At 74.2% G+C, this 25,171-nt stretch carries 23 protein-coding genes and 1 tRNA gene; 14 read left to right on the top strand and 10 right to left on the bottom strand.

The window, feature by feature from the left end; genetic code table 11:
- Positions 1 to 30: 30 nt before the first annotated feature.
- A complete protein-coding gene (locus tag OG618_RS22135) occupies positions 31 to 915 on the top strand; it encodes a carbon-nitrogen hydrolase family protein (protein WP_329489271.1) in 885 nt (294 codons plus the stop codon).
- Positions 916 to 1,151: 236 nt separating this feature from the next.
- Here the strand turns inward: OG618_RS22135 and OG618_RS22130 are convergent.
- Positions 1,152 to 1,224 (bottom strand) — tRNA-Arg (locus OG618_RS22130).
- 312 nt (positions 1,225 to 1,536) lie between these two features.
- On the opposite strand from OG618_RS22130, the gene OG618_RS22125 reads away from it, so the two are divergent.
- Together OG618_RS22125 and OG618_RS22120 are read left to right on the top strand one after the other, a co-directional pair.
- Positions 1,537 to 3,078 (top strand): glycosyltransferase family 39 protein, encoded by a 1,542-nt coding sequence (locus OG618_RS22125; protein WP_329489270.1) that lies wholly within the window; start codon positions 1,537 to 1,539, stop codon positions 3,076 to 3,078.
- A gap of 159 nt (positions 3,079 to 3,237) precedes the next feature.
- On the top strand, positions 3,238 to 4,206 hold the full coding sequence (locus OG618_RS22120; RefSeq protein ID WP_329489269.1) for a YhjD/YihY/BrkB family envelope integrity protein: 969 nt from the start codon (positions 3,238 to 3,240) through the stop codon (positions 4,204 to 4,206).
- An 80-nt stretch (positions 4,207 to 4,286) separates the two neighbouring features.
- On the opposite strand, the gene OG618_RS22115 is transcribed toward OG618_RS22120, so the two are convergent.
- Positions 4,287 to 6,671: a hypothetical protein gene (locus OG618_RS22115; RefSeq protein WP_329489268.1), complete on the bottom strand. Its 2,385-nt coding sequence runs from the start codon at positions 6,669 to 6,671 to the stop codon at positions 4,287 to 4,289.
- A 298-nt stretch (positions 6,672 to 6,969) separates the two neighbouring features.
- Here OG618_RS22115 and OG618_RS22110 point away from each other — a divergent pair, with 298 nt between their 5' ends.
- From OG618_RS22110 to OG618_RS22100, 3 genes are all read left to right on the top strand, one after another.
- Positions 6,970 to 7,725 carry a GOLPH3/VPS74 family protein gene (locus tag OG618_RS22110; protein WP_329489267.1) on the top strand — a complete coding sequence of 252 codons (756 nt, stop codon included), beginning with the start codon at positions 6,970 to 6,972 and terminating at the stop codon, positions 7,723 to 7,725.
- 465 nt (positions 7,726 to 8,190) lie between these two features.
- On the top strand, positions 8,191 to 9,054 hold the full coding sequence (locus OG618_RS22105) for a helix-turn-helix domain-containing protein (RefSeq protein WP_329489266.1): 864 nt from the start codon (positions 8,191 to 8,193) through the stop codon (positions 9,052 to 9,054).
- Positions 9,051 to 9,260: a DUF397 domain-containing protein gene (locus OG618_RS22100; RefSeq protein ID WP_329489265.1), complete on the top strand. Its 210-nt coding sequence runs from the start codon at positions 9,051 to 9,053 to the stop codon at positions 9,258 to 9,260. The genes OG618_RS22105 and OG618_RS22100 overlap by 4 nt, the downstream gene beginning before the upstream one ends.
- 157 nt (positions 9,261 to 9,417) lie before the next feature.
- Here the strand turns inward: OG618_RS22100 and OG618_RS22095 are convergent, their stop codons facing one another.
- Together OG618_RS22095 and OG618_RS22090 are read right to left on the bottom strand one after the other, a co-directional pair.
- Positions 9,418 to 10,533: an ADP-ribosylglycohydrolase family protein gene (locus OG618_RS22095; RefSeq protein ID WP_329489264.1), complete on the bottom strand. Its 1,116-nt coding sequence runs from the start codon at positions 10,531 to 10,533 to the stop codon at positions 9,418 to 9,420.
- 278 nt (positions 10,534 to 10,811) lie between these two features.
- Complete coding sequence (locus OG618_RS22090; protein WP_329489263.1) at positions 10,812 to 13,418, bottom strand: bifunctional FO biosynthesis protein CofGH; 2,607 nt, start codon at positions 13,416 to 13,418, stop codon at positions 10,812 to 10,814.
- Between the two features lie 180 nt (positions 13,419 to 13,598).
- On the opposite strand from OG618_RS22090, the gene OG618_RS22085 reads away from it, so the two are divergent.
- Genes OG618_RS22085 through OG618_RS22075 form a run of 3 tightly spaced genes read left to right on the top strand, consistent with a single transcriptional unit; the run spans position 13,599 to position 16,946 of the window.
- Entirely contained in the window at positions 13,599 to 14,837 is a 1,239-nt protein-coding gene (locus OG618_RS22085) for a LolA family protein (RefSeq protein ID WP_329489262.1), read from the top strand.
- On the top strand, positions 14,837 to 15,991 hold the full coding sequence (locus tag OG618_RS22080; protein WP_442906846.1) for an ABC transporter ATP-binding protein: 1,155 nt from the start codon (positions 14,837 to 14,839) through the stop codon (positions 15,989 to 15,991). Before OG618_RS22085 ends, OG618_RS22080 begins: the two co-directional genes overlap by 1 nt.
- A complete protein-coding gene (locus tag OG618_RS22075; protein ID WP_329489260.1) occupies positions 15,978 to 16,946 on the top strand; it encodes an ABC transporter permease in 969 nt (322 codons plus the stop codon). Before OG618_RS22080 ends, OG618_RS22075 begins: the two co-directional genes overlap by 14 nt.
- A gap of 53 nt (positions 16,947 to 16,999) precedes the next feature.
- Here the strand turns inward: OG618_RS22075 and rarD are convergent, their stop codons facing one another.
- On the bottom strand, positions 17,000 to 18,061 hold the full coding sequence (gene rarD, locus OG618_RS22070; protein WP_329489259.1) for an EamA family transporter RarD: 1,062 nt from the start codon (positions 18,059 to 18,061) through the stop codon (positions 17,000 to 17,002).
- Positions 18,062 to 18,214: 153 nt separating this feature from the next.
- A complete protein-coding gene (locus OG618_RS22065) occupies positions 18,215 to 19,075 on the bottom strand; it encodes an SDR family oxidoreductase (protein WP_329489258.1) in 861 nt (286 codons plus the stop codon).
- A 289-nt stretch (positions 19,076 to 19,364) separates the two neighbouring features.
- Between OG618_RS22065 and OG618_RS22060 the strand changes: the two genes are divergently transcribed.
- Entirely contained in the window at positions 19,365 to 19,700 is a 336-nt protein-coding gene (locus OG618_RS22060) for a winged helix-turn-helix transcriptional regulator (protein ID WP_329492216.1), read from the top strand.
- A 234-nt stretch (positions 19,701 to 19,934) separates the two neighbouring features.
- Here the strand turns inward: OG618_RS22060 and OG618_RS22055 are convergent, their stop codons facing one another.
- Entirely contained in the window at positions 19,935 to 20,702 is a 768-nt protein-coding gene (locus OG618_RS22055; protein WP_329489257.1) for a TetR/AcrR family transcriptional regulator, read from the bottom strand.
- 143 nt (positions 20,703 to 20,845) lie between these two features.
- Between OG618_RS22055 and OG618_RS22050 the strand changes: the two genes are divergently transcribed.
- Positions 20,846 to 21,055, top strand: a complete 210-nt coding sequence (locus OG618_RS22050) for a DUF6011 domain-containing protein (RefSeq protein ID WP_329489256.1) — start codon at positions 20,846 to 20,848, stop codon at positions 21,053 to 21,055.
- A gap of 129 nt (positions 21,056 to 21,184) precedes the next feature.
- Here OG618_RS22050 and OG618_RS22045 read toward each other — a convergent pair whose 3' ends face one another.
- Positions 21,185 to 22,045 (bottom strand): hypothetical protein, encoded by an 861-nt coding sequence (locus OG618_RS22045; protein ID WP_329489255.1) that lies wholly within the window; start codon positions 22,043 to 22,045, stop codon positions 21,185 to 21,187.
- A 300-nt stretch (positions 22,046 to 22,345) separates the two neighbouring features.
- Between OG618_RS22045 and OG618_RS22040 the strand changes: the two genes are divergently transcribed.
- Both OG618_RS22040 and OG618_RS22035 read left to right on the top strand, forming a co-directional pair.
- Positions 22,346 to 23,035: a hypothetical protein gene (locus tag OG618_RS22040; protein ID WP_329489254.1), complete on the top strand. Its 690-nt coding sequence runs from the start codon at positions 22,346 to 22,348 to the stop codon at positions 23,033 to 23,035.
- A gap of 128 nt (positions 23,036 to 23,163) precedes the next feature.
- On the top strand, positions 23,164 to 23,367 hold the full coding sequence (locus OG618_RS22035; protein ID WP_329489253.1) for a hypothetical protein: 204 nt from the start codon (positions 23,164 to 23,166) through the stop codon (positions 23,365 to 23,367).
- A gap of 59 nt (positions 23,368 to 23,426) precedes the next feature.
- On the opposite strand, the gene OG618_RS22030 is transcribed toward OG618_RS22035, so the two are convergent.
- Positions 23,427 to 23,804, bottom strand: coding sequence for a carboxymuconolactone decarboxylase family protein (locus tag OG618_RS22030; protein ID WP_329492215.1), 378 nt, complete (start codon positions 23,802 to 23,804; stop codon positions 23,427 to 23,429).
- 329 nt (positions 23,805 to 24,133) lie between these two features.
- On the opposite strand from OG618_RS22030, the gene OG618_RS22025 reads away from it, so the two are divergent.
- Positions 24,134 to 24,514 carry a VOC family protein gene (locus tag OG618_RS22025; RefSeq protein ID WP_329489252.1) on the top strand — a complete coding sequence of 127 codons (381 nt, stop codon included), beginning with the start codon at positions 24,134 to 24,136 and terminating at the stop codon, positions 24,512 to 24,514.
- Here the strand turns inward: OG618_RS22025 and OG618_RS22020 are convergent.
- Positions 24,483 to 25,109: a GNAT family N-acetyltransferase gene (locus tag OG618_RS22020; protein WP_329489251.1), complete on the bottom strand. Its 627-nt coding sequence runs from the start codon at positions 25,107 to 25,109 to the stop codon at positions 24,483 to 24,485. The two genes, OG618_RS22025 and OG618_RS22020, sit on opposite strands and share 32 nt — an antisense overlap.
- Positions 25,110 to 25,171 lie beyond the last annotated feature (62 nt).

The raw sequence follows: 25,171 nt of genomic DNA, 5'->3' as shown, positions 1-25,171 counted from the left end.
GGTCCGCCGGGCCCGCCTAGCCTGGCCTTCATGCCGCTTCCCTCGACGCCCGACCGACCCGCTCCCGCCCCCGACTTCCCCGACCGGCCGCTGCGGATCGCCGCCGCGCAGGCCCAGGCGGTGGCGGGCGACCTCCCCGCCAACGTCGCGACCGTCGCCGACCTGATCCGCGAGGCCGCCTCGGACGGCGTCCGCCTGGTGCTCTTCGCCGAGAAGTTCCTGTCCGGCTACGAGCCCGAGCTGATCCGGACCGACCCCCTCAAGTACAGCGTCCAGCCCGGCGATCCCCGGCTCGCGCCGATCGTCGACGCCTGCCGGGAGACCGGCACGGCCGCCGTGGTCGGCGCGGCCGTCCGGGACGCCGACGGCGAACTGCGCATCTCCGCCCTGGTCTTCGGCCCCGACGGTGCGCTCACCACCCGGTACGACAAGCAGTACCTCTTCAAGGCCGAACGGGACACCTACCGCCCCGGGACGACGGGCTGCACCCTCCAACTCGACGGCTGGCGGCTCGGCTTGGGCATCTGCTACGACTCCGGCTTCCCTGAGCACGCCCGCGCGGCCGCCCTCGACGGCTGCCACGCCTACCTGGTCGGCGCGCTGTTCAGCGTGGGCCACGGCCACCACGAGTCCCGGACCTGGTTCCCGGCCCGCGCGCTCGACAACACCCTCTACATGGTGCTGGCCAACCACATCGGCACCACCGGCGGCTGGAACACCTGCGGCGCCAGCGCCGTCTGGTCCCCCGACGGCCGCCTCCTCGCCGAGGCCGGCCCGGACCGCCGCGAGCTGGTCGTCGCCGACCTCGACCCGGAGGTCCTGCGCACCACCCGGGAGGCCGAGAGCCTCCTCGCCGACCTCGCCTCCCAGCCCCGCACCACCCCGCGCGACCGGCACACCCTCGGCCTCGGCTGAGCCCGCCGCCGACGGCCCGTCACACGCCGGCGGCCCCGAACGCGCCCGGCCGACTCCGCCACCCCGGGACGCCGGTCCTCGTGCCCACCCTGGGCCCGCCGGGCACGCGGCCCCCCCGCCTTGAAAGAGGCACGGATGCGGCGCAAGCGGGACACGGGCGGGACGGCGGTCGGGAACGACGAAGGCCCAGGCCCGGGGGAATCCCCGGACCTGGGCCTTCACTGCGTAGCGCGCTGTGCCCCAGGCAGGATTCGAACCTGCGACACCGGCTTTAGGAGAGCCGTGCTCTATCCCCTGAGCTACTGAGGCGGGGTCGTTCGCGATCGGGCGCGCGTGTGGCGCGACGACCGCTGACAGCCTAGCGGATCGGGGGGCGGCCACGCCGGGTCGGGCCGTCGGCCGGGCGGAGGTGGCGGGGTGTGCGGTGAGGGGAGTCCGCGTGCGAATCGTGTGCGGGAAGATGGAATCATGGGGAGGGTGCCGATGGTGCCCGGCGACGGGGCGTCACATCCTGCTCCAGTAGCCTGGAGCGAACCGGTGTTCCGGTGCGGGGCGTCGGTGCCCCCGCCGGCCCTGGCACGCCTGCAGCAACGCATCACCGCAAGGACGAGGCGCTTCACCATGACATCAGCCGGCAGACGGCACCCGGCCCTCCGCGTACTGGGCCAGGTGTGGCTCTGGCCGGCACTGGCGATGCTCTGCGTCGGCGCCTACCGGCTCGGGACGCCCGAGCTGTGGCGGGACGAGGTGGCGACCTGGACGGTGGCGACCCGCTCGCTCGGTGATCTGCTCGGACTGCTCCAGCACATCGACGCCAGCAACGGCGCGTACTACCTCCTGATGCACGGCTGGACGTCGGTGTTCGGCGACTCCGCGATCGCGCTGCGGCTGCCCTCCGTGCTGGCGATGGCCGGCGCCGCCGCGTTCGTGGCGCTGACCGCCCAGCGGTTGTTCGGCGGCCGGGTGGCGGCGATCGGCGGCGGGCTGCTGTTCTCCGTGGTGCCGCTGATCTCGCGGTACGCGCAGGAGGCCCGCTCGTACGCCCTGGTGACCTGTGCGGTCGCCGCTGCCACCTGGTTCCTGCTGCGCGCGCTGGAGCGCCCGTCGCTGCGGCGGTGGGCGCCGTACTGCGCGGCGATGGCGGCGGCCGGCGCCGGGCACCTGATCTCCTTCGCGACGCTGGCCGGCCAGCTGGCCGTGGTGGCGCTGCACCTGTGGCGGACCCGCCCGGCCACCGAGCGGCGGGTGCTCTGGCAGTACCCACTCGCCGTGCTGGTCGCGGCCCTGCCGGTGCTGCCGGTGGTGCTGCTGGGCAGCCGGCAGTCCGGGCGCCAGCTGGGCTGGATCGGCAAGCCGACCTTCTACCAGCTGCGGCACTTCGGTGAGCCGCTGTTCGGCTCGCCCGGGGTGTTCCACGTCTTCGCCCTGCTGGCCCTGCTGGCCCTGGTCCTGCCCGGGCGCCGCCTGCCCGCGCTCCAGCTGCTGCTGCTCGCGGTGCTGCCGGTGCTCGGCGTCTGGCTGGTGTCGCGCGGCAGCACCTCGTACTTCGTCGACCGCTACCTGCTCTTCACGGTGCCGGCCTGGGCGGCGCTGGCCGGCGGCGGGGTGCAGGCGGTCTACACGACGGTGGCGGCGGCCGCGCGACGCAGCCGGACGCCGGGGCAGGTCCGGGCCGCGGGCGCGCTGCTGGCCGTCGGGCTGATCGCGGTCCCCGCCCTGGTGGCGCTGCCCAAGCAGTCCTCGGTGCGCTCCGCGGGCTCGCACTCCTTCTCCCGTGAGCCGTACCGGGCGGCCGCCGAGCTGATCGGGGCCGGGTACCGGCCCGGCGACGGGCTGGCGGCTCCGCTCGGCGACCAGGGCTGGGCGATGGTCGGGCCGGGTGTCTCCTACTACCTGCCGAGCGACGTCCGGCCGTTCCCGGTCTTCGTCGAACGCAGCGCCCTCCAGGCCGAGGACCTCTTCCCGACCACCTGCCCCCAGGTGGACGCGTGCCTGGGGCAGGGGCAGCGGACCTGGCTGCTCGTCCTCGGGGACACCGCCGAGCCGCTGACCGCGATGCCCGCGGAGCAGGCGCGGGCCCTCCGGGCCAGGTACGGCCCGCCCGACCGGGTGACGCCGCTCGGCGGGGTGACGCTCGCACTGCTGGACTCCACCACCGGCTGAGCCCGGCTGCCGGGTCCGCCCGGTCCGGCGCCCGCGTGACGGCGGTCCGCCCGGATGCGGCCGTCCGGCGACCGGGTAACCATGGAGCACGGTGACCGGGGCGCCTCCGGCCTCCGGCCGCCCGCCCCTCGACGGTCGGGACTGCCCGGGAGGACACCTGTGAGCGAGCACCCGGCCGGGCGGGTGACCCGGCTGAAGAAGCGGTCGGCGAAGCTGGCCCGGCGCGCTCGCGAGCTGCCCGAGCAGGTGCCGCTGGTGGGCCGGGCGCTCGGCCACCTGCTGCGGGTGAACCTCCTCGACTGCGCGACCCGGCTGGCCGCCCAGGCCTTCCTGAGCGCCCTGCCCGCGCTCTTCGTGGTGGCCGTGTTCACCCCGGCCGCGGTCCGCGAGAACGTGATGCGCTCGCTCCGCAAGGAGCTGGGCCTGGAGGGTGCGGCGCAGCAGTCGGTGCAGCAGATGCTGCAGAGCAGCCATGACCAGGAGACCACGATCGGCGTGTTCGGCGCCCTGGTGACCCTGGCGTCGGCGACGGCGCTGAGCCGGGCGATGCAACGCGTCTGCGAGCGCTGCTGGGAGCTGCCGAGGGCGGGGTCGCGGGTGGTGGCCTGGCGCTGGCTGGTCTGGCTGCTGGTGTGGCTGGTCTGCCTGATGTTCCAGACGCCGCTGCGGGACGGCTTCGGCCTGGGTGCCTGGCTGGGGATTCCGCTGACCTTCGTCGGCGGGACGGCGATCTGGTGGTGGACCCAGCACCTGCTGCTGGTCGGCCGGGTGCGCTGGCTGCCGCTGCTGCCGGGGGCGCTGCTCTGCGGAGCGGTGGTGGTGGGCCTGGGGATCGCCTCCCGGATCTACCTGCCGCGCGCGATGGCGCACAGCGTGACGCAGTTCGGGCCGTACGGGGTGGTCTTCACCGGCCTCTCCTGGCTGATCGTGATGTTCGCCGGACTGACGCTGGCGATCGCGCTGGGCCGGGTGGTGTCGGAGGAGGAGGCGGTCGCGCACTGGTTGGGCACCCGGACCGAGCCCGGCGTCTGGGGCGGCGCCCCGCTCACCGCGGAGGAGGCGGGCGAGACGGCGGGGGACGCGGGCGGACCGGACCCCGACGGCGCGGACGGACCGCGGGGCGGCTGACGCGCCTCGGCGGGGGAACCGGTGGCCGGTTCCCCCGCCGAGGGGTGTGCGAGGCCCGCGGGCGGGCCGGACGGCCGAGGTCAGAGCAGGCGGGTCAGCCGGGACAGGATGGACGGCGGGGCCAGGTCCGTCTGGAGCACGACCGGGACCTCCACCTTGCCGTCGCCCGCCCCCACGCTCAGCACGCCGACCTGGGCACCGGCCTTGGCCGTGTGGCCGAGCTTGGCCGGGTCCAGGGTGAGGGTGCCGCTGATGCCGGGGAAGCCGGCGGCAGTGAGGTCCTTGGTGGCGACGACCGGGACCGTGCCGCCGAGCCCGTCGTCGACCCGGCCGACGACGTCGCCCTGCTTGGCGAGGGTCTGGCCGGTCAGCCCGTTCTGGGCCGCCTGGATCTGCAGGGCGCTGACGTTCTGGACGATCTTGAGGATGCTCGGCTCGGCGGTGGTCGCCGGCTGGCCCAGGGTGACCCCGAGGATGAGCCGCTGGACCCCGCCGACCTCCTTGTAGGCGGCCCACATCAGGCAGCCGCCGGCCGGGGTGCTGGAGCCGGTCTTGACGCCGATGATGCCGTTCTTCGGGGAGATCAGGGTGTTGGTGTTGGAGATCTTCTGATTGTTGAAGTTGGTCTCCGGCGTCGAGACGATCTGCCGGAAGATCGCGTCCTGCATCACCTGCTCGGCCAGCTTCAGCTGGTCCTTGGCGGTGCTCTTGGTGTCCGGGCTGAAGCCCGCCGGGTCGGTGTAGGTGGTGGCGGCCATGCCGAACCTGGCGGCGGTGTCGTTCATCTTCTTGACGAACGCCTCCTCAGAGCCGGCGTCCCAGCGGGCCAGCAGCCGGGCCACGTTGTTGGCCGACGGCAGCATCAGCAGCTCCAGCGCCTGGTACTGGGTGAGCTGCTGGCCCTCGGTGAGGGTGACCCTGGACTCGTCGACGTTGCCGGACTCCTGGGCGGCCTGCTTGTCGACGGTGATCTTCGGGCCGCTCTCCCCCTTCTTGAGCGGGTGCGACTGGAGGATCAGGTAGGCGTTCATGACCTTGGTGACACTGGCGATCGAGGCCGGCGTCTCCGGGCCGGAGCTGCCGAGACTGCCGACGCCGACGACCTGGGCGGCCGACTGGCCCTTGGCCGGCCAGGCCAGGTCGAGCGGATCGCCGCCGAAGCTGTAGCTGCCCGCGGCGGTCTGCTTCACCTTGGCGTCCGGCAGCGGGCGGAGCAGCTGCGCGACCGCCACCGCGCCGAGCACGACGGCCAGGAAGACCGTCCAGATGGTGATCCGCTTGAGTGCGCGGCGAAACGGCGAGACGGGGCGCGCGTTGAGCGTCGCCAGCACCTGCATCGCCTCGGCCGTCGTCTCCGGGGCCGGCGCGGGCGCGGGCTCGGTGGCGGGCAGCGGCGCGGGCTTCGGCAGCGGCGGCGGGGGCGGCAGCGGCCGGGGGTCGGGGGTGGGGAGCGGCTCGGGGACCGGGGTGGGCGCCGGCTTCGGGGCCGGAACGGGCTCCGGCTCGGGTGCCGGCTCCGGCTCCGGGACGGGCCTGGGGGCCGGGTGCGGCTCGGGGACCGGCTCGGGCACGGTGCCCGCACCGGGTGCCCGCGGGGCCCGGGGCTTCTCCAGCTTCTCGGCCTGCCCGGCCCGGTCGGCGGGCCGCGCGGGCCGCGCGGGGGTCTCCGGCCCGGCGGCGCCCTTCGACTCCTCGCCGGCGCCCTTCGGCTCGTCGCCGGGCTCGGCGGGTACGGCGGGCTCGGCGGGTACGGCGGGCTCGGCGGGCTCGGCCGGGGGCTTCGTGGGCTCCGCCGGAGGCTTTCCGGGGGCCGCCGAGTCCGTCCGCATGGCGAGACGCGGGTCCGGCCCGGTCGGGCGCCCCGGCTTCCCGGCGGGGGCGCCGGCCGGCGGCTCGACCGGCGGAGCGCCCCGGCCGGCACCGCCGTCGGCCGGGGAACGGAGCTCCTCGGGCAGCCGCAACGCGGTGGTCGCGTTGTCCGCGGGCAGTCGCAACGAGGTCGTCGCGCTGTCCGCGGGCAGTCGCAACGAGGTCGTCGCGCTGTCTGCGGGGAGGCGGAGCGCGGTGGTCGCGTTGTCCACGGGAAGGCGGAGCATGGTGGTCCTGGAGTCCGTATCCCGGACACGGAGCTGGACGGTCGACCCCGCCCTGGGCGTGCCCGCCCCATCGGCGGCGGGCTCCCCGGTGGCGGCGGAGGCGGCCTCCGACCCCGCGTCCGAGGCATCGTCGGCGCCGGCCTCCGAAGCCGCCGCGGGGCTCCCGGGCTCGTCCGAAGCGGCCTCGGCACCGGCCCCGGCGTCCGCCCGCGCACCCGCCCCGGCGTCCGCCCCGTCGGCGTCCTCGCGCCCGGCCGGTTCCACGGCTGCCGCCGTCGCGTCGGCACCGGCGCCGGAACCGCTCCGCGCCTCGTCCCGCTCCCGCCTCCGCTCGCCGTCCCGCAGCACCCTGTCGGGGGACTCGCCCACGTAACCCAGCCTCCTCAACGCCCGGCGGGGCACCGGCAGACCCGATTTCGGGAAGCCGACGCCCCGCCCCGTGTACCTGTACAGTCTCCGCCACCGGCGACCGTTCCGGCCGCCCACACCCCGCCCGACCGGCGCGTATTGCCGCCGCACGGCCGCACCGCGGTCTCTCCACCGGTCAGACGCCGGGCCCGCCTCCACCGGTTCCCCGCCGCGGCCGCAAGGTCACGATTCGGAGGCGTACTCGACAAGCCCGTGTGAGAGGCGTCACGCTGTCATTCATCCACGCGGGGAGGCTTGGATGGGCAAGAGCCGCAGAACTGTTCCCGAGGAACTCTTGCTGCTCGCTTTGGACCCGACCACGGGTACCACTGCGCAGCCGCAGACCCTCGACCTCGGACTCGCCGGGGCCCAGCTCGTCGAGCTGTCCCTGGCCGGACGGATCGTCCCGGAGGGCGATCGGATCGCCGTGGTACTGCCACGGCCGACAGGCGACCCGACCCTGGACCACGCACTGGAACTGCTGCGCCGACGCGGCAGCCCGGTTCGTGCGGCCCACTGGATCGGTGGGCCCAGACTGGGGCTCAGGCAGACCTATCTGGCGCACCTGGAGCGGTGCGGCATGGTCACGGCCGTGCCGGGCCAGATGTGCGGCGTGCTGCCGACGACGCGCTACCAGGCGTCCGACGACTGCACCAACGCCGCGATCAAGCAGCGGCTGGACACCGCGATCCGCACCGGCGTGCCGCCGGACCCGCGGACGGCCGCGCTGGCCGCGCTGGCCCACTCGGTGGGCCTGGGCAAGCACCTGTACCCGGGCAACGAGGGCCGGTCCTCACGGTCACGGCTGCGCGACCTGATCCGTTACGACCCACTGGGCGGGATGGTCGCGCACGCGGTGATGGACGTGCAGAACGGTCTGCCGTCGCAGCAGAACCGTTCATCCCAAGGTGGTGGCGGCGCTCCGGTCGGCGCGGACCGACCGGGACCGCGTGCGGCGGCGAGCCGCGGCGGGACCGGTGGCCGGGTCGCACCGCCCCGCGTCGGCGTCCGCTGACCCGGACCCACCACGCGCGGCGCACGCCGCACAGCTCACGCCGCCACCCGGCGGTGAACAGCCGGCAGGAAGCAGGGGCGGTCGCCCGCGACGGAAGTCGCCGGGCGGCCGCCCCTCCGCCGTACCCCGCGGGCGGGGCCGGGCACCCGTGCGGTGCCCCGCCCCGCCCGCCCGAGCACGTGCCACCGGCACGTGTACGGGCGCCTGCCGCGCCCGTACGACCCATCGCACCGCCACCGCAGCACTACCGGATCGAGCCGCACCGTCGCCTTACCACGCGGGGAGGCCCGCCGTCTCGCCAAAGCGCTTTTCCGATGATGTGTTCTACTGCGCTCCTGCGATTCCCCGGCGCCGACCTGATCCAAGGTGTCATGCTGCTCCAAGTCAGGGGGGTTGGTCCCAATTTCCACTGTGTTCCGAGGACTGCCGTTCCAACGATCACCAGAGGTCCGGCCGGAGGTCGACGTGTCCGCGAACATCAACCCCACCGTGCGCCGCAGGCGCCTGGGCTCCGAACTCCGCAAGCTGCGGGAGGGCCTGGCCATGACGGCGGAGGAGGTGGCCGGCCGGCTGATGGTCTCCCAGTCGAAGATCAGCCGACTGGAGAACGGGCGCCGCAGCATCAGCCAGCGCGACGTGCGCGACCTCTGCGACGTCTACAACGTGACCGACGAGGCCATGCGGGCCAGTCTGATGGAGATGGCGCGGGAGTCCCGCCAGCGCGGCTGGTGGCACGACTTCAACGACATGCCGACCCCGTACAGCGTGTACATCGGCCTGGAGGCCGAGGCCTCGTCGATCCGCGCCTACGAGTCCTCGTTCGTCCCGGGGCTGCTGCAGACCGAGCAGTACGCCCAGGCCGTCGTGGAGGGCACCCAGCCGGACACCGACGCGCTCTCCGTCCAGCGGCGGGTGCAGGTCCGGATGAAGCGCCAGGACCGCGTCCACGGCGAGAACCCGCTGGGCAGCCTCTGGACCGTCATAGACGAGGCGGTGCTGCGCCGCGAAGTGGGCAACCGGGCGGTGATGGCCGATCAGCTGAAGCACATGCTGGAGCTGAGCCAGCGCCCGAACATCACGATCCAGGTGATCCCGTTCTCGCACGGCGCCCACCCCGGCATGACCGGGACATTCTCCCTGCTGGAGTTCCCCGAGTCAGCCGATTCCACGGTTGTCTACTTCGAAGGGGTGACGAGCGATCTCTACCTGGAGAAGGAAGCCGACGTGCGCCGCTATACCAGTCTCTACGACCACCTGCGGGCAGCGGCGCTCGGAGTGGTCGAGAGCCGGTCACTGATAGCCACGATTGAAGAGGGATACCACGCATGAGCACCACCTTCGAGAACGGGACGACCTGGCGGAAGAGCACCCACAGCGGCGGCAACGGCGCCTGTGTGGAGATCGCCACGCCGGCTGCGGGCGCCGTCGCGGTGCGGGACTCCAAGGATCCCCAGGGTCCTCAGCTGAACTTCTCGGCCGAGGCCTGGAAGGCGTTCGCCGTCGATGCCGGAGCAGGGGTGTTCGGCGGCTTCTGAGCCACCGCGCCGTTCTCGGCGCAGTCGCCGGTAGCGGTCTCCGCCGCCCTCCCCCGGGGCCGCGGGCGCCGCTACCGGCACCTACGCGGCCGCGCGCCGGCGGACCGGGCCGATCGGGCCCGCCGGGCCCACCGGGCCCACCGGGCCGGGTGGAACGTCAGCGCAGCACCGGGTAGCGGTCCGCCCAGGCGGCGCCCTCCGGGGTGTCCAGGCCGTGCAGCTCCGGCCCGTGCATCAGCTCCAGGACGAAGTCGTCGGCCAGTTCGAGCAGGGCGCCGCGCCCCTCCAGCGCGGCCACCAGGCCGGGCGGCAGGGCGCTGTCCCCGTGCAGCACCCCGAGCAGGTTGCCGCAGATGGCGCCGGTGGAGTCGCTGTCCCCCGAGTGGTTCACCGCCAGCAGCAGGCCCGAGCGCACGTCGTGGGCGACCAGCGCGCAGTACACCCCGATCGCCAGCGCCTCCTCGGCGACCCAGCCCTCGCCCAGCGCCTCGACCCGTTCCGCCGACGGCTCGCCGGCCCGTACCGCGTCCAGCGCCGCCCGCAGCGCCGCCGTGGTCTCCTCGTGCGCCGGCCGCTCGGAGAGCAGGGCGAGCGCCAGGTGGACGCCCTCCTCCAGGGTGCCGCCGCGGGCCACCGTCTGGACGATCACCGCCAGGGCGCCGGCCGAGAGGTAGCCGGTGGGGTGGCCGTGCGTCAGCACCGAGCACTCCACGGCCAGCTGGAACACCAGGCCCGGCTCCCAGGTGGTGAGCAGCCCGAACGGCGCCGCCCGCATCACCGTGCCGCAGCCCTTGGAGTGCGGGTTCTTGGGCACCTCCACGGTGCCGAGGCGGTCCGCGTCCGGGCCGGAGAGGCCGGACAGGCAGGCCTGGCCGGGGGCGCGCTGGGCGTACAGCCACTCCTCGCGGCCGAGCCAGCCGAGGTCGGTGCGGCGCTCGTCCGGGCCCCAGTCCCGCTGGGTGGCGGCCCAGCGCAGATAGGCGAGGTGGAGGTCGGTGGGCGGGTGCCAGCTGCCGGTGTCGCGCCGGATGTGGGCGCGGATCAGCCCGTCCACGGTGAAGAGCACCATCTGGGTGTCGTCGGTGACCGCCCCGAGCCGCCCGTAGGCGGGTATGTAGCCGGTCACGCCGAGCGGGCCGTGCGCGGCTCGGATCTTCTCCAGCGACTCGAACTCGACGCCCGCGCCGAGCGCGTCACCGATCGCCCCGCCGAGCAGACAGCCCCGCACCCGGCTGCGGAAGTCCTGCTGCTGGGCTCGTGACCACAGTGGCATCACGACGGAGCGCCTTTCGTCCGGGAACCGGGGAGCGCGACGCTCGGCCGGCCGCGCGCCCTCGCACTGTATTCGAATGACCGAACAAGTCGAGCGATTCCCTCGAACACCGCACTTCGACACGATGGTGCCGATCCCGCCACGCGCAGGCCGCGGCCGGCCACCCCGGGCTCCCTGCCGTGCCGGGCCGTGCCCGTCTCCGGGCCGGCAGGCTGTGCCGCCGGCGGCCCGCCGGGCAGGGGAGCCCGGCGGGCCGTCACCGGTACCGGATGGGGAGGTCAGTCCAGGACCGGCAGCAGCTCCGGCAGGTGGCCGTCCGAGGCCAGGGCCGCGGCCAGCCGCTCGGCGGGCACCTCGCCGTAGGTGGTGGTGCGCTGCCGGTGCGGGCGCCCCGCCGCCTCGGCGATCGCCCGCAGGTCCCGGACCGACTTGTAACTGCCGTACGCCGACCCGGCCATCCGCGAGATGGTCTCCTCCATCAGGGTGCCGCCCAGGTCGTTGGCGCCCGAGCGGAGCATCTCGGCCGCGCCCTCGGCCCCCAGCTTCACCCAGCTGGTCTGGATGTTGGGGATGTGCGGGTGCAGGAGCAGCCGCGCCATCGCGACCACCGCCCGGTTGTCCCGCGCGGTCGGCCCGGGCCGGGCGATGCCGGCCAGGTAGACCGGGGCGTTGGTGTGGATGAACGGCAGCGTCACGAACTCGGTGAACCCGCCGGTGCGCTGCTGGATCTCCGCCAGCAGCCGCAGGTGGCCCAGCCAGTGGCCCGGGTTGTCCACGTGGCCGTACATCATCGTGGACGAGGAGCGGATGCCCAGCTCGTGCGCGGTGGTGACGACCTCCACCCAGGTCGCGGCGGGCAGCTTGCCCTTGGTCAGCACCCAGCGGACGTCGTCGTCCAGGATCTCGGCTGCCGTGCCCGGGATGCTGTCCAGCCCCGCCGCCTTCGCCTCCTGGAGCCAGTCGCGGATCGAGAGGCCGGTCCGGGTCGCGCCGTTGACCACCTCCATCGGCGAGAAGGCGTGCACGTGGATGCCGGGCACCCGCTCCTTCACCGCGCGCGCGATGTCGAAGTAGGCCGTCCCGGGCAGGTCGGGGTGGATGCCGCCCTGCATGCAGACCTCGGTGGCGCCGACCTCCCAGGCCTGCGCGGCCCGGTCGGCCACCTGCTCCAGGGAGAGGGTGTAGGCGTCCGCGTCGGTGCGGCGCTGGGCGAAGGCGCAGAACCGGCAGCCGGTGTAGCAGACGTTGGTGAAGTTGATGTTCCGGGTGACGCAGTAGGTGACGTCCTCGCCGACCGCGGCGCGGCGCACGTCGTCGGCGATCCGGCAGAGCGCGTCCAGGGCCGGGCCGTCCGCGTGGAACAGCGCCAGCGCCTGGTCGTCCGTCAGCCGGGCGGGGTCGTCGGCGGCCGTCGCCAGCGCCCCGCGCAGATCGCCGGCGAGGCGCTCCGGGGCGCCCTTGGCGAGCACCTGCTCGCGCAGCACCTGCCAGTCCCCGTACACGTCCTCGAAGTCGGCCCGGCGGTCGCCGGTGCGGCCCTCGGTGTCGATGGTGGCGTGCAGGTCTGTCCGCCCGTACGCGGCGGGCAGGTCCTCCGGCTCCTGCCAGGGGAGGCCCTGGACCACGGCGTCCGGGCGGGCCAGCCCGGTCTCCGGGTCGGACAGCGCCCGGACGTGCGGCAGCACCCGCGGATCCAGCCACGGCTCGCCGTGCCGGACGTACTCGGGATAGACGGCGAGCCGCTCGCGCAGCTCGAAGCCGGCCGCCGCCGAACGCTCCGCCAGCCGGTCGATCTGCGGCCAGGGGCGCTCGGGGTTCACGTGGTCGGGCGTCAGCGGCGAGACGCCGCCCCAGTCGTCGATCCCCGCGCCGATGAGCCGCTCGTACTCGCCGTCCACCAGGTTCGGCGGCGCCTGGAGGCAGGCCGCCGGGCCCATGATGTGCCGGGCCACCGCGACGGTGGCGACCAGCTCGTCCAGCTCGGCGTCGGGCATGCCGCGCATCGCCGTGTCCGGCTTGGCGCGGAAGTTCTGCAGGATCAGCTCCTGGATGCCGTGATAGGCCCGGGAAACCCGGCGCAGCGCGAAGAGCGACTCCGCGCGCTCCTCGTACGTCTCGCCGATGCCGATCAGCAGCCCGCTGGTGAACGGCACCGAGCTGCGTCCGGCGTCCTCCAGGACCCGGAGCCGGACGGCCGGCTCCTTGTCCGGCGAGCCGTAGTGCGGGCCGCCGGGCTCGCTCCAGAGCCGGGTCGCGGTGGTCTCCAGCATCATGCCCATGGAGGCCGAGACCGGCTTGAGCCGCTGGAAGTCCGTCCAGCTCAGCACTCCGGGATTGAGGTGCGGCAGCAGGCCGGTCTCCTCCAGGACGCGGATGGACATCGCCCTGACGTAGGCGATGGTGTCGTCGTAGCCGTGCGCGTCCAGCCACTCGCGGGCCTCGGGCCAGCGGTCCTCGGGCTTGTCCCCGAGGGTGATCAGCGCTTCCTTGCACCCCAGTTCGGCCCCGCGCCGGGCCACCTCCAGCACCTCGTCGGGCGACATGAACATCCCGTGGCTGCGCCCGGGGAGCTCCCGCGCCGTGCCCTGCGCGGCCCGGCGCAGCTTGCCGGGGACGGTGGCGAAGGTGCAGTAGTGGCACTTGTCGCGGCAGAGCCGGGTGAGCGGGATGAACACGCTCTTGGAGTAGGTGATGACGCCGGGCCGGCCCGCCGTCGCGAGGCCCGCGTCGCGCACCCGGGCCGCACTCGCGCAGAGGTCCGTCAGGTCCGCGCCTCTGGCCCGGAGCAGCACCGCAGCCTCTGCCGCGTCCAGCGCGACACCGTCCCGGGCACGGCGCAGGGCGCGCCGCATCGCGTTCGCAGTCGGGGTGAAGGTTGCGTCCATGGCGCGACCCTACGCCAGTTCCGGTACCTCCGGAGGAGGTGACCCTGAGGGCCTGTCAGGGTCGTCTGCGCCGGGAGACCGACCCCGATCTGGCCCTGCAGAGTGATGACTCGGGCGCCCCGGGGCCCGTGTAATGGAGCGGACAGGCAGTCGGTCACGGTTACGGAGGGGTTGGACGCTATGACGGACGACACGACGACTGAACGACACCCGGGCGGCGGCGTGCCCTACCGCTCGGGCCGGCGCACCGCGGTGCGGGTGGCGGTGCCGCTGGCGGTGGCGGGCACGATCGCCGCGGGCATCGGGCTGGTGCCCGCGCTGGCGGACGACGCCCCGCCGAACCTGCCCGCGTTGACGGCGGAGCAGGTGGTGGCGAAGGCGCTCGGCTCGCAGGCCCAGACGCTCTCGGGGACGGTCTCGGTCTCCGCGGACCTCGGGGTGCCCAGCCAGCTGTTCTCGGCCGCGGGCGGCGGACTCGGCTCCGGCGGCGCCGGCCAGGGCTCCTCGGCCGCGCCGGAGGCCAAGCTGGCCGGCCTGCTCGGCGGGGACCACACCCTGCGGGTCGCGGTGGACGGTCCGGACCGCCAGCGCGTCGGCCTGATCGAGAACCTCTCCGAGTACGAGCTGGTGCACAACGGCGACCAGGTCTGGGCCTGGGACAGCTCCACCAACGAGGCCGTGCACCTGACGGCCCCGCAGGGCGCCCGGCCCGAGGGCCACCGGGGCGGGGCGCCGCTCACCGGGGTGCCGACCACGCCGGCCGAGGCGGCCAAGGAGTTCCTCGCGGCGGGCGCGGGCACCACCGCCGTCACCGTCGACGGCACGGCGAACGTCGCCGGGCAGAAGGCGTACCAGCTCAGCGTGAAGCCCACCCAGTCCGGCTCCACCATCGGCGAGGTGCGGATCGCGGTGGCCGCCGACAACGGCGTGCCGCTCGCGGTGGTGGTCAAGGGGACGGACGGCTCCGCCGTGCTGGACGTCCACTTCAAGGACGTCTCCTTCGCCAGGCCGGCCGCCAAGTCCTTCGAGTTCTCCGCCCCCAAGGGCGCCAAGGTGACGGAGCAGCGGGCGGAGGTCGGCGGCGAGGGCCGGCAGGCCCCCGGCGGCGCGCCGGAGCAGCCGGGCGCCGACGGCCTGAACGTCGTCGGCGAGGGCTGGACGACGGTGCTGAGCACCCGGCTGCCCAGCGGCGACGCCGCCCCGGCACCGGCGGAGTCCGGCAAGCAGGGCCGGCACGGGGGCGAGGGCCGGGCGCCGGGCCAGAGCGTGCAGGGCCTGGTCAAGTCGCTCGGCAAGCCCGTCCAGGGCGGCAGCCTGATCAGCACCAAGGTGCTGAACGTGCTGGTCACGGATGACGGCCGGGTGTTCGCCGGTGCGGTGACGCTGCCGGTGCTGCAGAGTGCGGCCGGGGTGAAGTAATGACCCGGGCTCCTGTAACGGGGGACGTTACGGAGCCGGCCGGGGGCCGGGGCGCCGAGGTGCGCCCGGCCCCCGTGGCCGTACCCGCCGTCGCCCCGTCCACTGCTCCCGCCACCGGCGACGGCCGGTCCGGGTCCGCCGCTCCCTCCGGGTCCGCCGCTCCCTCCGGATCCGCCGCTCCCTCCGGATCCGCCGCTCCGTCCTGGTCCCCGTCCGACGCCGTGATCAGCACCCGGGGGCTGACCAAGCGCTTCCGGGGCGGGCAGCTCGCCGTGGACGGGCTGGACCTGACCGTCCCCCGCGGTTCGGTCTTCGGCTTCCTCGGGCCCAACGGCTCCGGCAAGACCACCACCATCCGCATGCTGATGGGCCTGATCGCGCCCACCTCGGGGGTGGCCACCGTGCTCGGCGCGTCGATGCCGCAGTCCGTCACCGCGGTGCTGCCGCGGGTCGGCGCGCTGATCGAGGGCCCGGCGCTGTACGGCTTCCTCTCCGGCCGGGACAACCTGGCCCGGTTCGACGCGGCCGATCCGACCGCCGACCCGCGCACCCGCCGGCAGCGGGTCACCGAAGCGCTGGACCGGGTGGGGCTGACCGCCGCGGCCGGGAAGAAGGCGCGGGCGTACTCGCTCGGCATGAAGCAGCGGCTCGGCCTGGCCTCGGCCCTGCTCCAGCCGCGCGAGCTGCTGGTGCTGGACGAGCCGACCAACGGCCTCGACCCGCAGGGCATGCGGGAGATCCGGGCGCTGATCCGGGAGGTGGCGGCCGAGGGAACCACGGTCTTCCTCTCCTCCCACCTGCTGGACGAGATCGAGCAGGTCTGCACGCACGCCGCGGTGATGTCGCGCGGCCGGCTGCTGGTGCAGGGCACCGTGGCCGAGCTGGCCGCCCGGGCCCAGGGGCGGCTGGTGGTCCGCACCCCCGACGTGGCGCTGGCCGCCGGGGTGCTGGCGGCGCACCGGGTCCGCGACGTGCTGCCGGGCGAGGACCGGGTCGAGGGGGCGCCGGACGCGCTCGCCGAGGACGGCCTGCCGGAGCTCTGCGCGGCGCTGGTCGCGGCCGGGGTGCGGGTGCGGGGCTTCGGAGTGGAGCGGGGCACCTTGGAGGACGCCTTCGTGGCGCTGACCGGGGAGGGCTTCGATGTCGCGGGCTGAGGCTCCGGCCGTACCGGAGACGGTGGAGGCGGTGGAGTCGGTGGAGTCGGTGGGGACAGCGGGGACAGCGGGTGCGGTGGGTGCGCCGGGCCTGCCGGGCGGACCCGGGGTGACCGGGCGCCGGGCGCAGACGACGGCCGGGTTCCTGGCGCTGTTCCGCAGCGAGTTACTGCTGACCTTCCGCCGGATGCGGACGATCGTGCTGCTGGGGATCCTCGGGGTGCTGCCGGTCCTGATCGGTGTGGTGGTCAGGATCGAGACCGACGGGTCGCAGGGCGGCGGGGGCCCGGCCTTCATCGCGCAGGTGACGCAGAACGGCCTCTTCCTGGTCTTCACCTCGCTCGCGGTGGCCCTGCCGATCTTCCTGCCGATGACGGTCGGGGTGGTCGCCGGCGACTCGGTGGCCGGCGAGGCGGCCGGCGGCACCCTGCGCTACCTGCTGGTCGCGCCGGCCGGGCGGACCAGGCTGCTGGCCGCCAAGTTCACGGCCGGTCTGGCGTTCTGCCTGGCGGCGACGGCGACGGTCGCGCTGGCGGCGCTCGCCACCGGCGCCGCGCTGTTCCCGCTCGGCGAGGTCACGCTGATCTCCGGGGAGACCATCGGGCTCGGCCCGGCGCTGCTGCGGGCGGTGCTGGTGGCGCTGGTCGTGGCCGCCTCGCTGTCCGGACTGGTCGCGATCGGGCTCTTCATCTCGACGCTCACCGGCAGCGGCATCGCGGCGATGGCCGCCACCGTCAGCCTGGTGATCACCGTCCAGATCCTCGACAGCTTCCCCCAGCTGCACGCGATCCAGCCGTTCCTCTTCACCCACCACTGGCTGAGCTTCGGGGACCTGCTGCGCGAACCGATGTACTGGGACGGCGTGCTCAAGAACCTCGGGCTGCAGGCCGCGTACGTGGCCGTCTTCGGCTCGGCCGCGTGGTCGCGCTTCACCAGCCGGGACATCACCGCGTAGCGGGCCGGCGGGGGGCGGGGCCGCCCCGCCGGCCGGCCCTGTGCGCGCCTCCGTCAGCGGGTGGGCGCCGGGGTCGCGTCGAGGGGCGGGGTGGGTGCGGTAGCCGGGCTGGACGTAGTGGCCGGGGTGGCCGGGGCGTCGGCCGGGCCCAGGGCGTCGGCCGGGACGGCGGCGGCCGACCGGGCCAGGACGGCGGCCCGCTCCGCCCGATCGCTCCGCACCCGGCGCAGCGCGTCCCAGGTCAGCAGCGCCAGCGCGGCCCAGACCAGCGAGAAGCCGGCCCAGCGGGCGGGCGGCATGGACTCGTGGAACACCGTGACACCGATCAGGAACTGGAACAACGGCGCCAGGTACTGCAGCAGCCCGAGCACGGTGAGCGGCACCCGGACCGCCGCCGCGCCGAAGCAGAGCAGCGGGATCGCGGTGATCACCCCGCTGAGCATCAGCAGCCCGGAGTGCCCCCAGCCGAACGACCCCGCCACGGTGTGCCCGAAGGTGCCGCGGCCGACGAGTGCCAGGTAGACCAGGTACCCGAGGGCGAACGGGAACATGAAGGCGCTCTCGGCGGCCAGGCTCTCCAGCCCGCTCAGCCCGACCGTCTTCTTGAGCAGCCCGTACGTCCCGAAGGAGAAGGCCAGGGTCAGCGCGATCCAGGGCAGCCGTCCGTAGCCGACGGTCAGCACCGCCACCGCGAGGGCGCCGATGCCGACGGCAGCCCACTGCGCGGGCCGCAGCCGCTCCTTGAGCACCACCACGCCGAAGGCGATGGTGACCAGCGGGTTGATGAAGTAGCCGAGGCTGGTCTCGACGACGTGACCGGCGTTGACCCCCCAGATGTAGACGCCCCAGTTGACCGAGATCACGGCGGCGGCCCCGCCCAGCATGGCGAGTCGGCGGGGCTGGCGCAGCAGCGGGCGTATCCAGCCCCAGTGCCGCTGGGCGAGCAGCAGTACGACGACGGCGACCAGTGACCAGACCATCCGGTTGGCGAGGATGTCGTCGGCGGCGGCCGGCTCCAGCAGCGGCCAGAACAACGGGAAGAGCCCCCACATCCCGTACGCCGCCAGGCCGTACCAAAGGCCCCGGCCGGCCTCCTGCTGGGTTGTCTCCGCCATCGACGGCCTGCCCTCCGCGCGCACCAATGTCGTGCCGACGGTAGCGGGCGCGGGGGCCGACTGTCATCTCCGTATTCGCATTTTGCTCATGACATGAGACGCCGCCCGACCGACCTGCGGTTTCGCGGTCGGCCCGGGCGGCGCTCCGGTGCGTCAGGCGCCCAGCGCCGTGCGCACGCTCTCCGCCAGCGGGACGGTCGGACGGCCGATCAGCCGGGCCAGGTCACCCGGGGTGCCGGCCAGTTCGCCGCGTGCGATACCGGCGTCCACGTCCACCAGGACGTCGGCGAAACCCTCCGGCAGGCCCGCGCCGACCAGGACCGCGCGGTGCTCGGCCGGGGTCACCTCGCGGTGCTCGACGGGTCGGCCCGAGACTCGCGCCAGCTCGGCGGCCAGCTCCGACAGGCTCCACGCGACGTCACCGCTGAGCTCGTACACGGTGTCCGCGTGACCACCCTCGTCCCCCTCGCCGAGCAGCACAGCGACCGCCGCGGCGGCGTAGTCCGCACGCGGGGCGGTGGCCACCCGGCCCTGCCCGGCGCTGCCGATCACCACGCCGCGCGCCACCGTGCCGGCGGCGTCGCCCAGGTAGTTCTCGGTGTACCAGCCGTTGCGGAGGAACGAGAAGGGCAGCCCGGACTCCCGGATCGCCGCCTCGGTGGCCTTGTGCTCGTCCGCCAGCCGGAAGGTGGCCACGCCGGGCGCACTGGTGTACGCGAGCAGCGCGACGCCGGCGGCGCGCGCCGCCTCGATCACGGCGGTGTGCTGCGGGATGCGGCGGCCGACCTCGCTGCCCGAGATGAGCAACACCCGGTCGCCGGCCGCGAAGGAGCCCGCCAGGCTCTCCGGACGGTCGTAGTCGGCCACCCGGACGGTCACGCCGCGGGCGGCGAGGTCGGCGGCCTTCTCGGCGGAGCGGACGACCACCGCCACCTCCCCGGCGGGGACCTCGGCCAGCAGGCCCTCGACGACCAGCCGGCCGAGCTGTCCGGTGGCACCGGTGACGACGTACATGTTGCTGCTCCCTGGGTCGGGTCAGGTCGGTTCGGTTCGGGCCGTTGCCCGTTGAACTCGCGGTCGGACGGCCGAGTCATCCCGGCCTCGACACTCACCCTAGGAGGGACACTTACTTCTCGAAAGTACGCACTTCAAAGTAGGGTACTGATATGCAGGTAATGACATGCAGATAATGGCCCAGGGCGCTGCCCCTGCTGCCCCCACCGCTTCCGACGCCGCCACCCCCTCGACGGCCCGGCCGGCCGTGCCGCTCGGCGAGCTGCCGCCGCCGGACGTGTACGACCGCATGTGCCCCTCCCGCGGCGTACTGGAGCACGTCACCAGCCGGTGGGGCGTCCTGGTGCTGGCGGCGCTGGACGAACGCGGCTACCGGTTCAGCGAGCTGCGCCGGCGGGTGTCCGGGGTGAGCGAGAAGATGCTCGCGCAGACCCTGCAGACCCTGGAGCGCGACGGCTTCGTCCTCCGCGAGGCCCATCCGGTGATCCCGCCACGGGTGGACTACAGCCTCACCCCGCTCGGCCGGGAGGCCGCCCAGTTGGTGGCGGCCCTCGCCCGCTGGTCCGAGCAGCGCGTCCCCGTCGTCCAGGAGGCCCGCGCCGGGTACGACGCCCGCCCGCGCTGAGGCGGGGCGGGCTCGGGGGGCGGGCTCGGGGGGCGGGCTCGGGGGTGGGGCCGGCGCGTTTTATGTCGGTCGGTCTACATATGTCGGTCGGTCTACAGAGATGGGCCTCAAGGGGTGTTTCTGTAGACCGGTCTAGCGATTCCGGGCCCGTACAGTGGCGAATATGCAGACCGGTCTACCTAAGGCGTCCAGAATCAACCGACCGGTCTACAGATTCGCCGCCCCGCCGGGTGGCTACCGCTCCGCGATCAGCGCCGCGAACCCGTCCAGCACTCGGGCCAGGCCGAAGGCGTACGCGTGGTCCGCGCTGTACGCGCCGCCGTGCACCTCGCCGGCGGCCGCACCGACACGGGCGGCGACCGGGTACCGCTCGGCGTCGAAGACCCGGGCCAGCAGGTCAGCGTTGGCCGCCCACCACTGCTCGTCGGTCATCGCACTGTCCTGCTGCGCGGCGCGGTCGTCGGCCCCCATCCGGGCACAGGTCTGGACGAAACCCAGCAGGTGGGTGAGCGCGGCGTCCAGCTCCACGTCCGGCAGCCCGGTGCCCTCCAGAGCGCACAACTCGTACTCGTACTTGGCCATCAGCCCCGGCCCCAGCGGCGGACGGCTGGTCGAGATGCTCGCCACCCAGGGGTGGGCGCGGTAGAGCGCGCGGTTGTCGTCCGCGACCGCGGCGACCCTGGCCCGCCAGCCCTCGTCGGAGGGGGCGCTGCGCGGCATGGTCGCGTAGACGGTGTCCAGCATCAGGTCGAGCAGCTCGGCCTTGCCGGGGACGTACGTGTAGAGCGCCATCGGGGAGACGCCCAGCTCCTGCGCCACTCGCCGCATCGTCACCGCGTCCACGCCGTCGGCGTCGGCCAGCGCGATCGCCACGGCCGCGATCTCCGCGGGCGACTTCGCCTGCCGGGGACCACGACGGCCCGGCTTCTCCTCGGTCGACACGCCCCAGAGCAGTGCCAGCGTCCGCGCCGGATCCCCCGCACTGCTGCGTTCACTCGCCATGGGGGAATCCTTTCACGCGCCCGCCCGGACAGGGCCCGCCGGGCGCACCGCCGGAGCGCACCGGGAGGAGACAGCGGCGCGTCCGGACTGCGGGGCCGGGCGGGCCCCGGCGGGCACCGTCGGGCAAGCTCTAGGGTCGACCCATGACCGACCGCGCCCCCGAGCCACTCCCCGGCACCGACTCGGCAGAGGTCGTCCGCTCCCGAGTCACCTGCCGCCGCTGCCACCGCCCGCTGCACGACCCGGAATCCCGCATCCTGCGCCTGGGCCCGGAGTGCCGGGACCCGACCGAACGAGTCGCCCGCCACGAGGTCGACCAGGACCCGTTGCCCGGGTTCGGCCCGTCCCGGTGACCGGCCGCATCGGCCGGAACCGCAACACCCGGCTCCGCCTCCTGAGGTGACGCAGGGACGCTAACGCGCGGAGCAGGACGTCGGACCGGCCGACTTCCCACTCCGACCCGAGGCCTTCCGGGCCGGCCGTCACCAGCTCGGTGCGCTCCCGTTGCACGTGGCGCCCGGGCAGCCGGCGGCGTAGAGCTGGGTCACGCCGATCGCCAGCAGGTACCGGTGGTCCGCGTAGGTCTTCGCCTGAAGTGCCTCGGCGTCCACGCGCCGCCAGTCCTGGTACACGACCCGCTCGGACTCACCGTCCGCGTAGGGCTTCGCGTCCGGCCCGCGCAGGGTTGACGAGTCGTCCCAACTGCCCCTGATCCTGGGCAGACCCTTGCCGTCCGCGACCGCGACGGTCAGGGTGACGGAATTCTGCCCGGCGCCGCGCGTGTGGTCGACGGCGACCGAGTTCGGCCGGGCCAGCGCCTCGGCCGTCTGTTCGGCCGAGGCGTCGCCGCCCGGGCTGTGCTGGTAGTGCAGCTCCCGCACCAAGTCCCTGCCGCCGCTGCGCGGCTTCCAGCCGACGCCGGCCAGCGCCCGGTCCAGCTCGGCCAGCCGGGGCTCGATCTCACCGTCGAACGCGGCGTACAGCACCGTCGTCCGCCGGCACATCACCCCCGACCACACCGGCTTGCTGCCGAAGCTGCCGGAGGCGGCCCGGGCCTCGCACAGGTCGGCGACCGAGCTGTCCAGCGCCTCCGCCCAGGGCGCGGCCGCCCGGACCAGCCCGGTCTGCTCGTCGGCGAACGCCACCGCCCGGTCGCGGGCCGCACGCGTGTCGGCGGCCCGGGCGAGCGCGCTCGCGTCCGGTGCGGGAGGCACGGTGGTGAGGTCGTGCAGTTGCCAGAGGACGACCGCGACGAGGATCACCGCCCCGGCCACGACCACGCCCGACAACGTCAGCAAGACCCGCCGTACCCCGGCCCAGGCCGATCCGCCCCCCGTACTCATGGCCACCACCGTAGCCAGGCGCGCGGGCGGGGCGTCCGGTCGAGATGCCTCCGAGACGCCTCCGCAACGGGCCCGACACCCGCCGCGTCCCTCCGTCAGGGCCGGTTCAGCGCCTTGCGGTTCGGCAGCCGGGCGGCCGGGCGCAAGGGGCGCTACTGTACCGGCTCGTCGACAACTCCGAAGCGGTCACGTCACATCCGGGCCGAACCGCGCCGAAGCCATGGCCCCCGACCCCCGGCCCCGCTATCAAGATCTCAGCAGGGCCGCCGCCTGACGGCCCGGAACACGGGGGAACCTCCTATGAACGGCATCCACACCCGCAAGCGCATGTGGACGCTCGTCGGTCTCGCAGCGGTCGGCGCCCTGACCCTCACCGCCTGCAACGACGACCCGGCGGCCGACACGGCGAGCAGCACTCCGCCCCCGGCCGCCGCGCCGACGACCCCGGCCGCCTCCGCGAGCACGCCGGCCGCGGCCAGCCCGTCGGGTGCCGCCACCAGCGCACCCGCAGCCGCTCCCGCGACCGGCGGCGGTACCGACGCCACCCCCGGGCAGACCTTCAAGATCGGCCAGCCCGCCCAGGTGCAGTTCACCTCCGGCAGCACCAAGGGCGTCATCGCCCTGTCGGTCACCGCGATCGAGGCCGGCGACCCGGCGGACCTGGCCGCGCTCAAGCTCGGCGACAAGGCCAAGGGGCTCGTCCCGTACTACGTGCGGTACTCGATCACCAACACCGGCACCACCGACCTGGCCTACACCAGCGTGGACCACGTCAAGGGCCTCCTGCCGGACGGCAGCGAGGCCCAGGAACTGATGATCATCGGCGGCTTCGCCAAGTGCGCGAACCCCTCGCTGCCGAAGGGCTTCACCAACGGCCAGACCGCCCAGGGCTGCGCCGTCGCCCTCGCCCCGGCGGCCACCAAGGTCTCGGGCGCCGAATACTGGGGCGCGCCCTACAGCCTGGGCAAGGGTGCCATCTTCTGGAAGTAGTGGTGCGAGGTGCGGGCGCCGGGCCGGTCCCACCGGCCCGGCGCCCGCACCTCGCGCTCCGACCCCACCGACTTCACCAACCCCGCCAGCCGCGGCCGCACGCCGACCCCCCAAGGTACCGTCCCCTCATGAACGAGCCCCACCGCCCGACGCCCCGCCAGGGCCCCGCGGCCCCGCGTGCCGTCCGCTCCGTTCGGGCCCGGTACGCCCGGAACTACCCGCTGCGGGTCGCCGTACTGTTCGCGGGGGTCGCCCGTGACGGGCTCCTCGCCGCCTTCAAGGCCTTCGCCAAGTCGTCCCGCCGCTCCGACCCGGGCGCCTCCGACTCCTGAAGCCCCACCGCACCCCCGCCCCCCGACCCCCGGCCCCCGGCCCCCGACCCCACTCGGGGTCAGCCCTCGGCCGGCACTGCGACGGGCAGCAGGCCGCGCTCCCCGAAGACCTTCTTGGCGACGAACGTCGCGTTGAGGGCGCGGGGCATCCCGCAGTAGACGGCCGAGTGCAGCAGCGCCTCGACGATCTCCTCCCGACCGAGCCCGACGTTGAGGGCCGCGTTGATGTGCACCTCCAGCTGGGGCTCGCAGCCGCCGAGCGCGGTGAGCATGCCGAGGGTCACCAGCTGCCGGTCGCGCGGCGCCAGGCCCGGGCGGTCGTAGATGTCGCCGAAGGCCCAGGCGACGACCTGGTGGCCGAGTTCCGGCGAGACGTCCGCCAGCGCCTCGATGACCTTCTGGCCGCTCTCGCCGTCGATCCGGGCCAGGACGCCCATGCCGTGGTCGAAGCGCTCCTGCCGGACAGCCGCGGTGGCGGCGGCAATGGTGGAGGCGGCGGCGATGGTGGAGGCGGTGGCGTTCGTCATGGGTGATCCGTTTCTGCCGTCGGGACGGCCGCAATCAGGGACGGGCGATCGGGCTTCCGGCCCCGGGAGGAGTCCTCCCCGGCCGACATGACGACGGTATGAGTTGGAGTTCACTCCAACACAAGCCCCGATCCCGCGCGCTCCCCGCCCACTCCCCCTCGCAGACCCCTGGCGCAATTCTCCGTACTATGTATAGTGTACTGCGTACGGGATAACCGCCGACGAAAGGGCACTCCTCCATGCAGATCACGGGCGCCGCCGTCTCACTCACCGTCGAGGACGTCACCGCCTCCGCCGCCTTCCTCCAGCAGCACTTCGGGTTCGCCGAGCAGATGGCGGCCGACGGGTTCGCCTCGCTCGGGCGCCCGGACTCCGGGATGAACGTCGTCTACCTGCGCCGCGGCCTCGACGTGCTGCCCGAGGGCTTCCGGGACCAGCACGCCGCCGGGCTGATCCTGGCGTTCACCGTGGCGGACGTGGCGGCCGAGGAGGCCCGCCTGCGGGCCGCCGGCGTGGAGATCACCATGCCGCTGCGCGACGAGCCGTGGGGCGAGCGGCTGTTCCAGGTCACCGACCCGAACGGGGTGGTCATCCAACTGGTCGAGTGGGTCCAGCAGTAGGAGCCCGGCGACAGGAACCGGACGTCCGCGACGACACCCCGGCCGACGGCCGGGCGACGGGCGCCGGGTCACCCTGGAGCCCGATCCAGTAGCGGCGAACGGCACCGAACTTGGTGTCCTGGACGCTTTCGAGAACACCTCCCCGGCCCTCGATCGTCCGGACCGAGGCGATGTTGTCCACCGCGCAGGCGACCAGGACGCGGTCCAGGCCGACCGTGCGGGCTTCGTCGAGCATCCGGCCCAACGCCCACGCCGCCAGTCCGCGGCGGCGGGCGGAGGGCCGGATGCCGTAGCCGATGTGGCCGAAGTACGGGACGAAGCCGTGCACTCCGTACCGCAGGACGATGCCGCCCAGGACCCGGCCGTCCTCCACGATCCAGCGGTAGCGGAAGGCCAGCGCCCCGGCCTCGGCCGGGTGCGACGGCGCCTCCTCGGCGGCCAGCCGGGAGATCCAGGCGGCGAAGCCGGCCGGGGAGTCGACCTCGTCGCCCGGCGTGAGCCCGAAGCCGTCCTCATGGCTCCCCGGGCCCCATTCCTTGTGCGCCTCAAGCCAGTTGGCGTGCAGACGGGTGGTCGGTGCGATCAGTTCGGCCATACCCGGACGATACCCAGCCGCACCGGACCACGGACCGGCCGACCTCCCCCCGACCGACCTCC

It is taken from the genome of Kitasatospora sp. NBC_01246, from assembly GCF_036226505.1.
Taxonomy (GTDB): domain Bacteria; phylum Actinomycetota; class Actinomycetes; order Streptomycetales; family Streptomycetaceae; genus Kitasatospora.
Note: the sequence above shows the minus strand (reverse complement) of the source record. Positions and strands in the feature narration are given on the sequence as shown.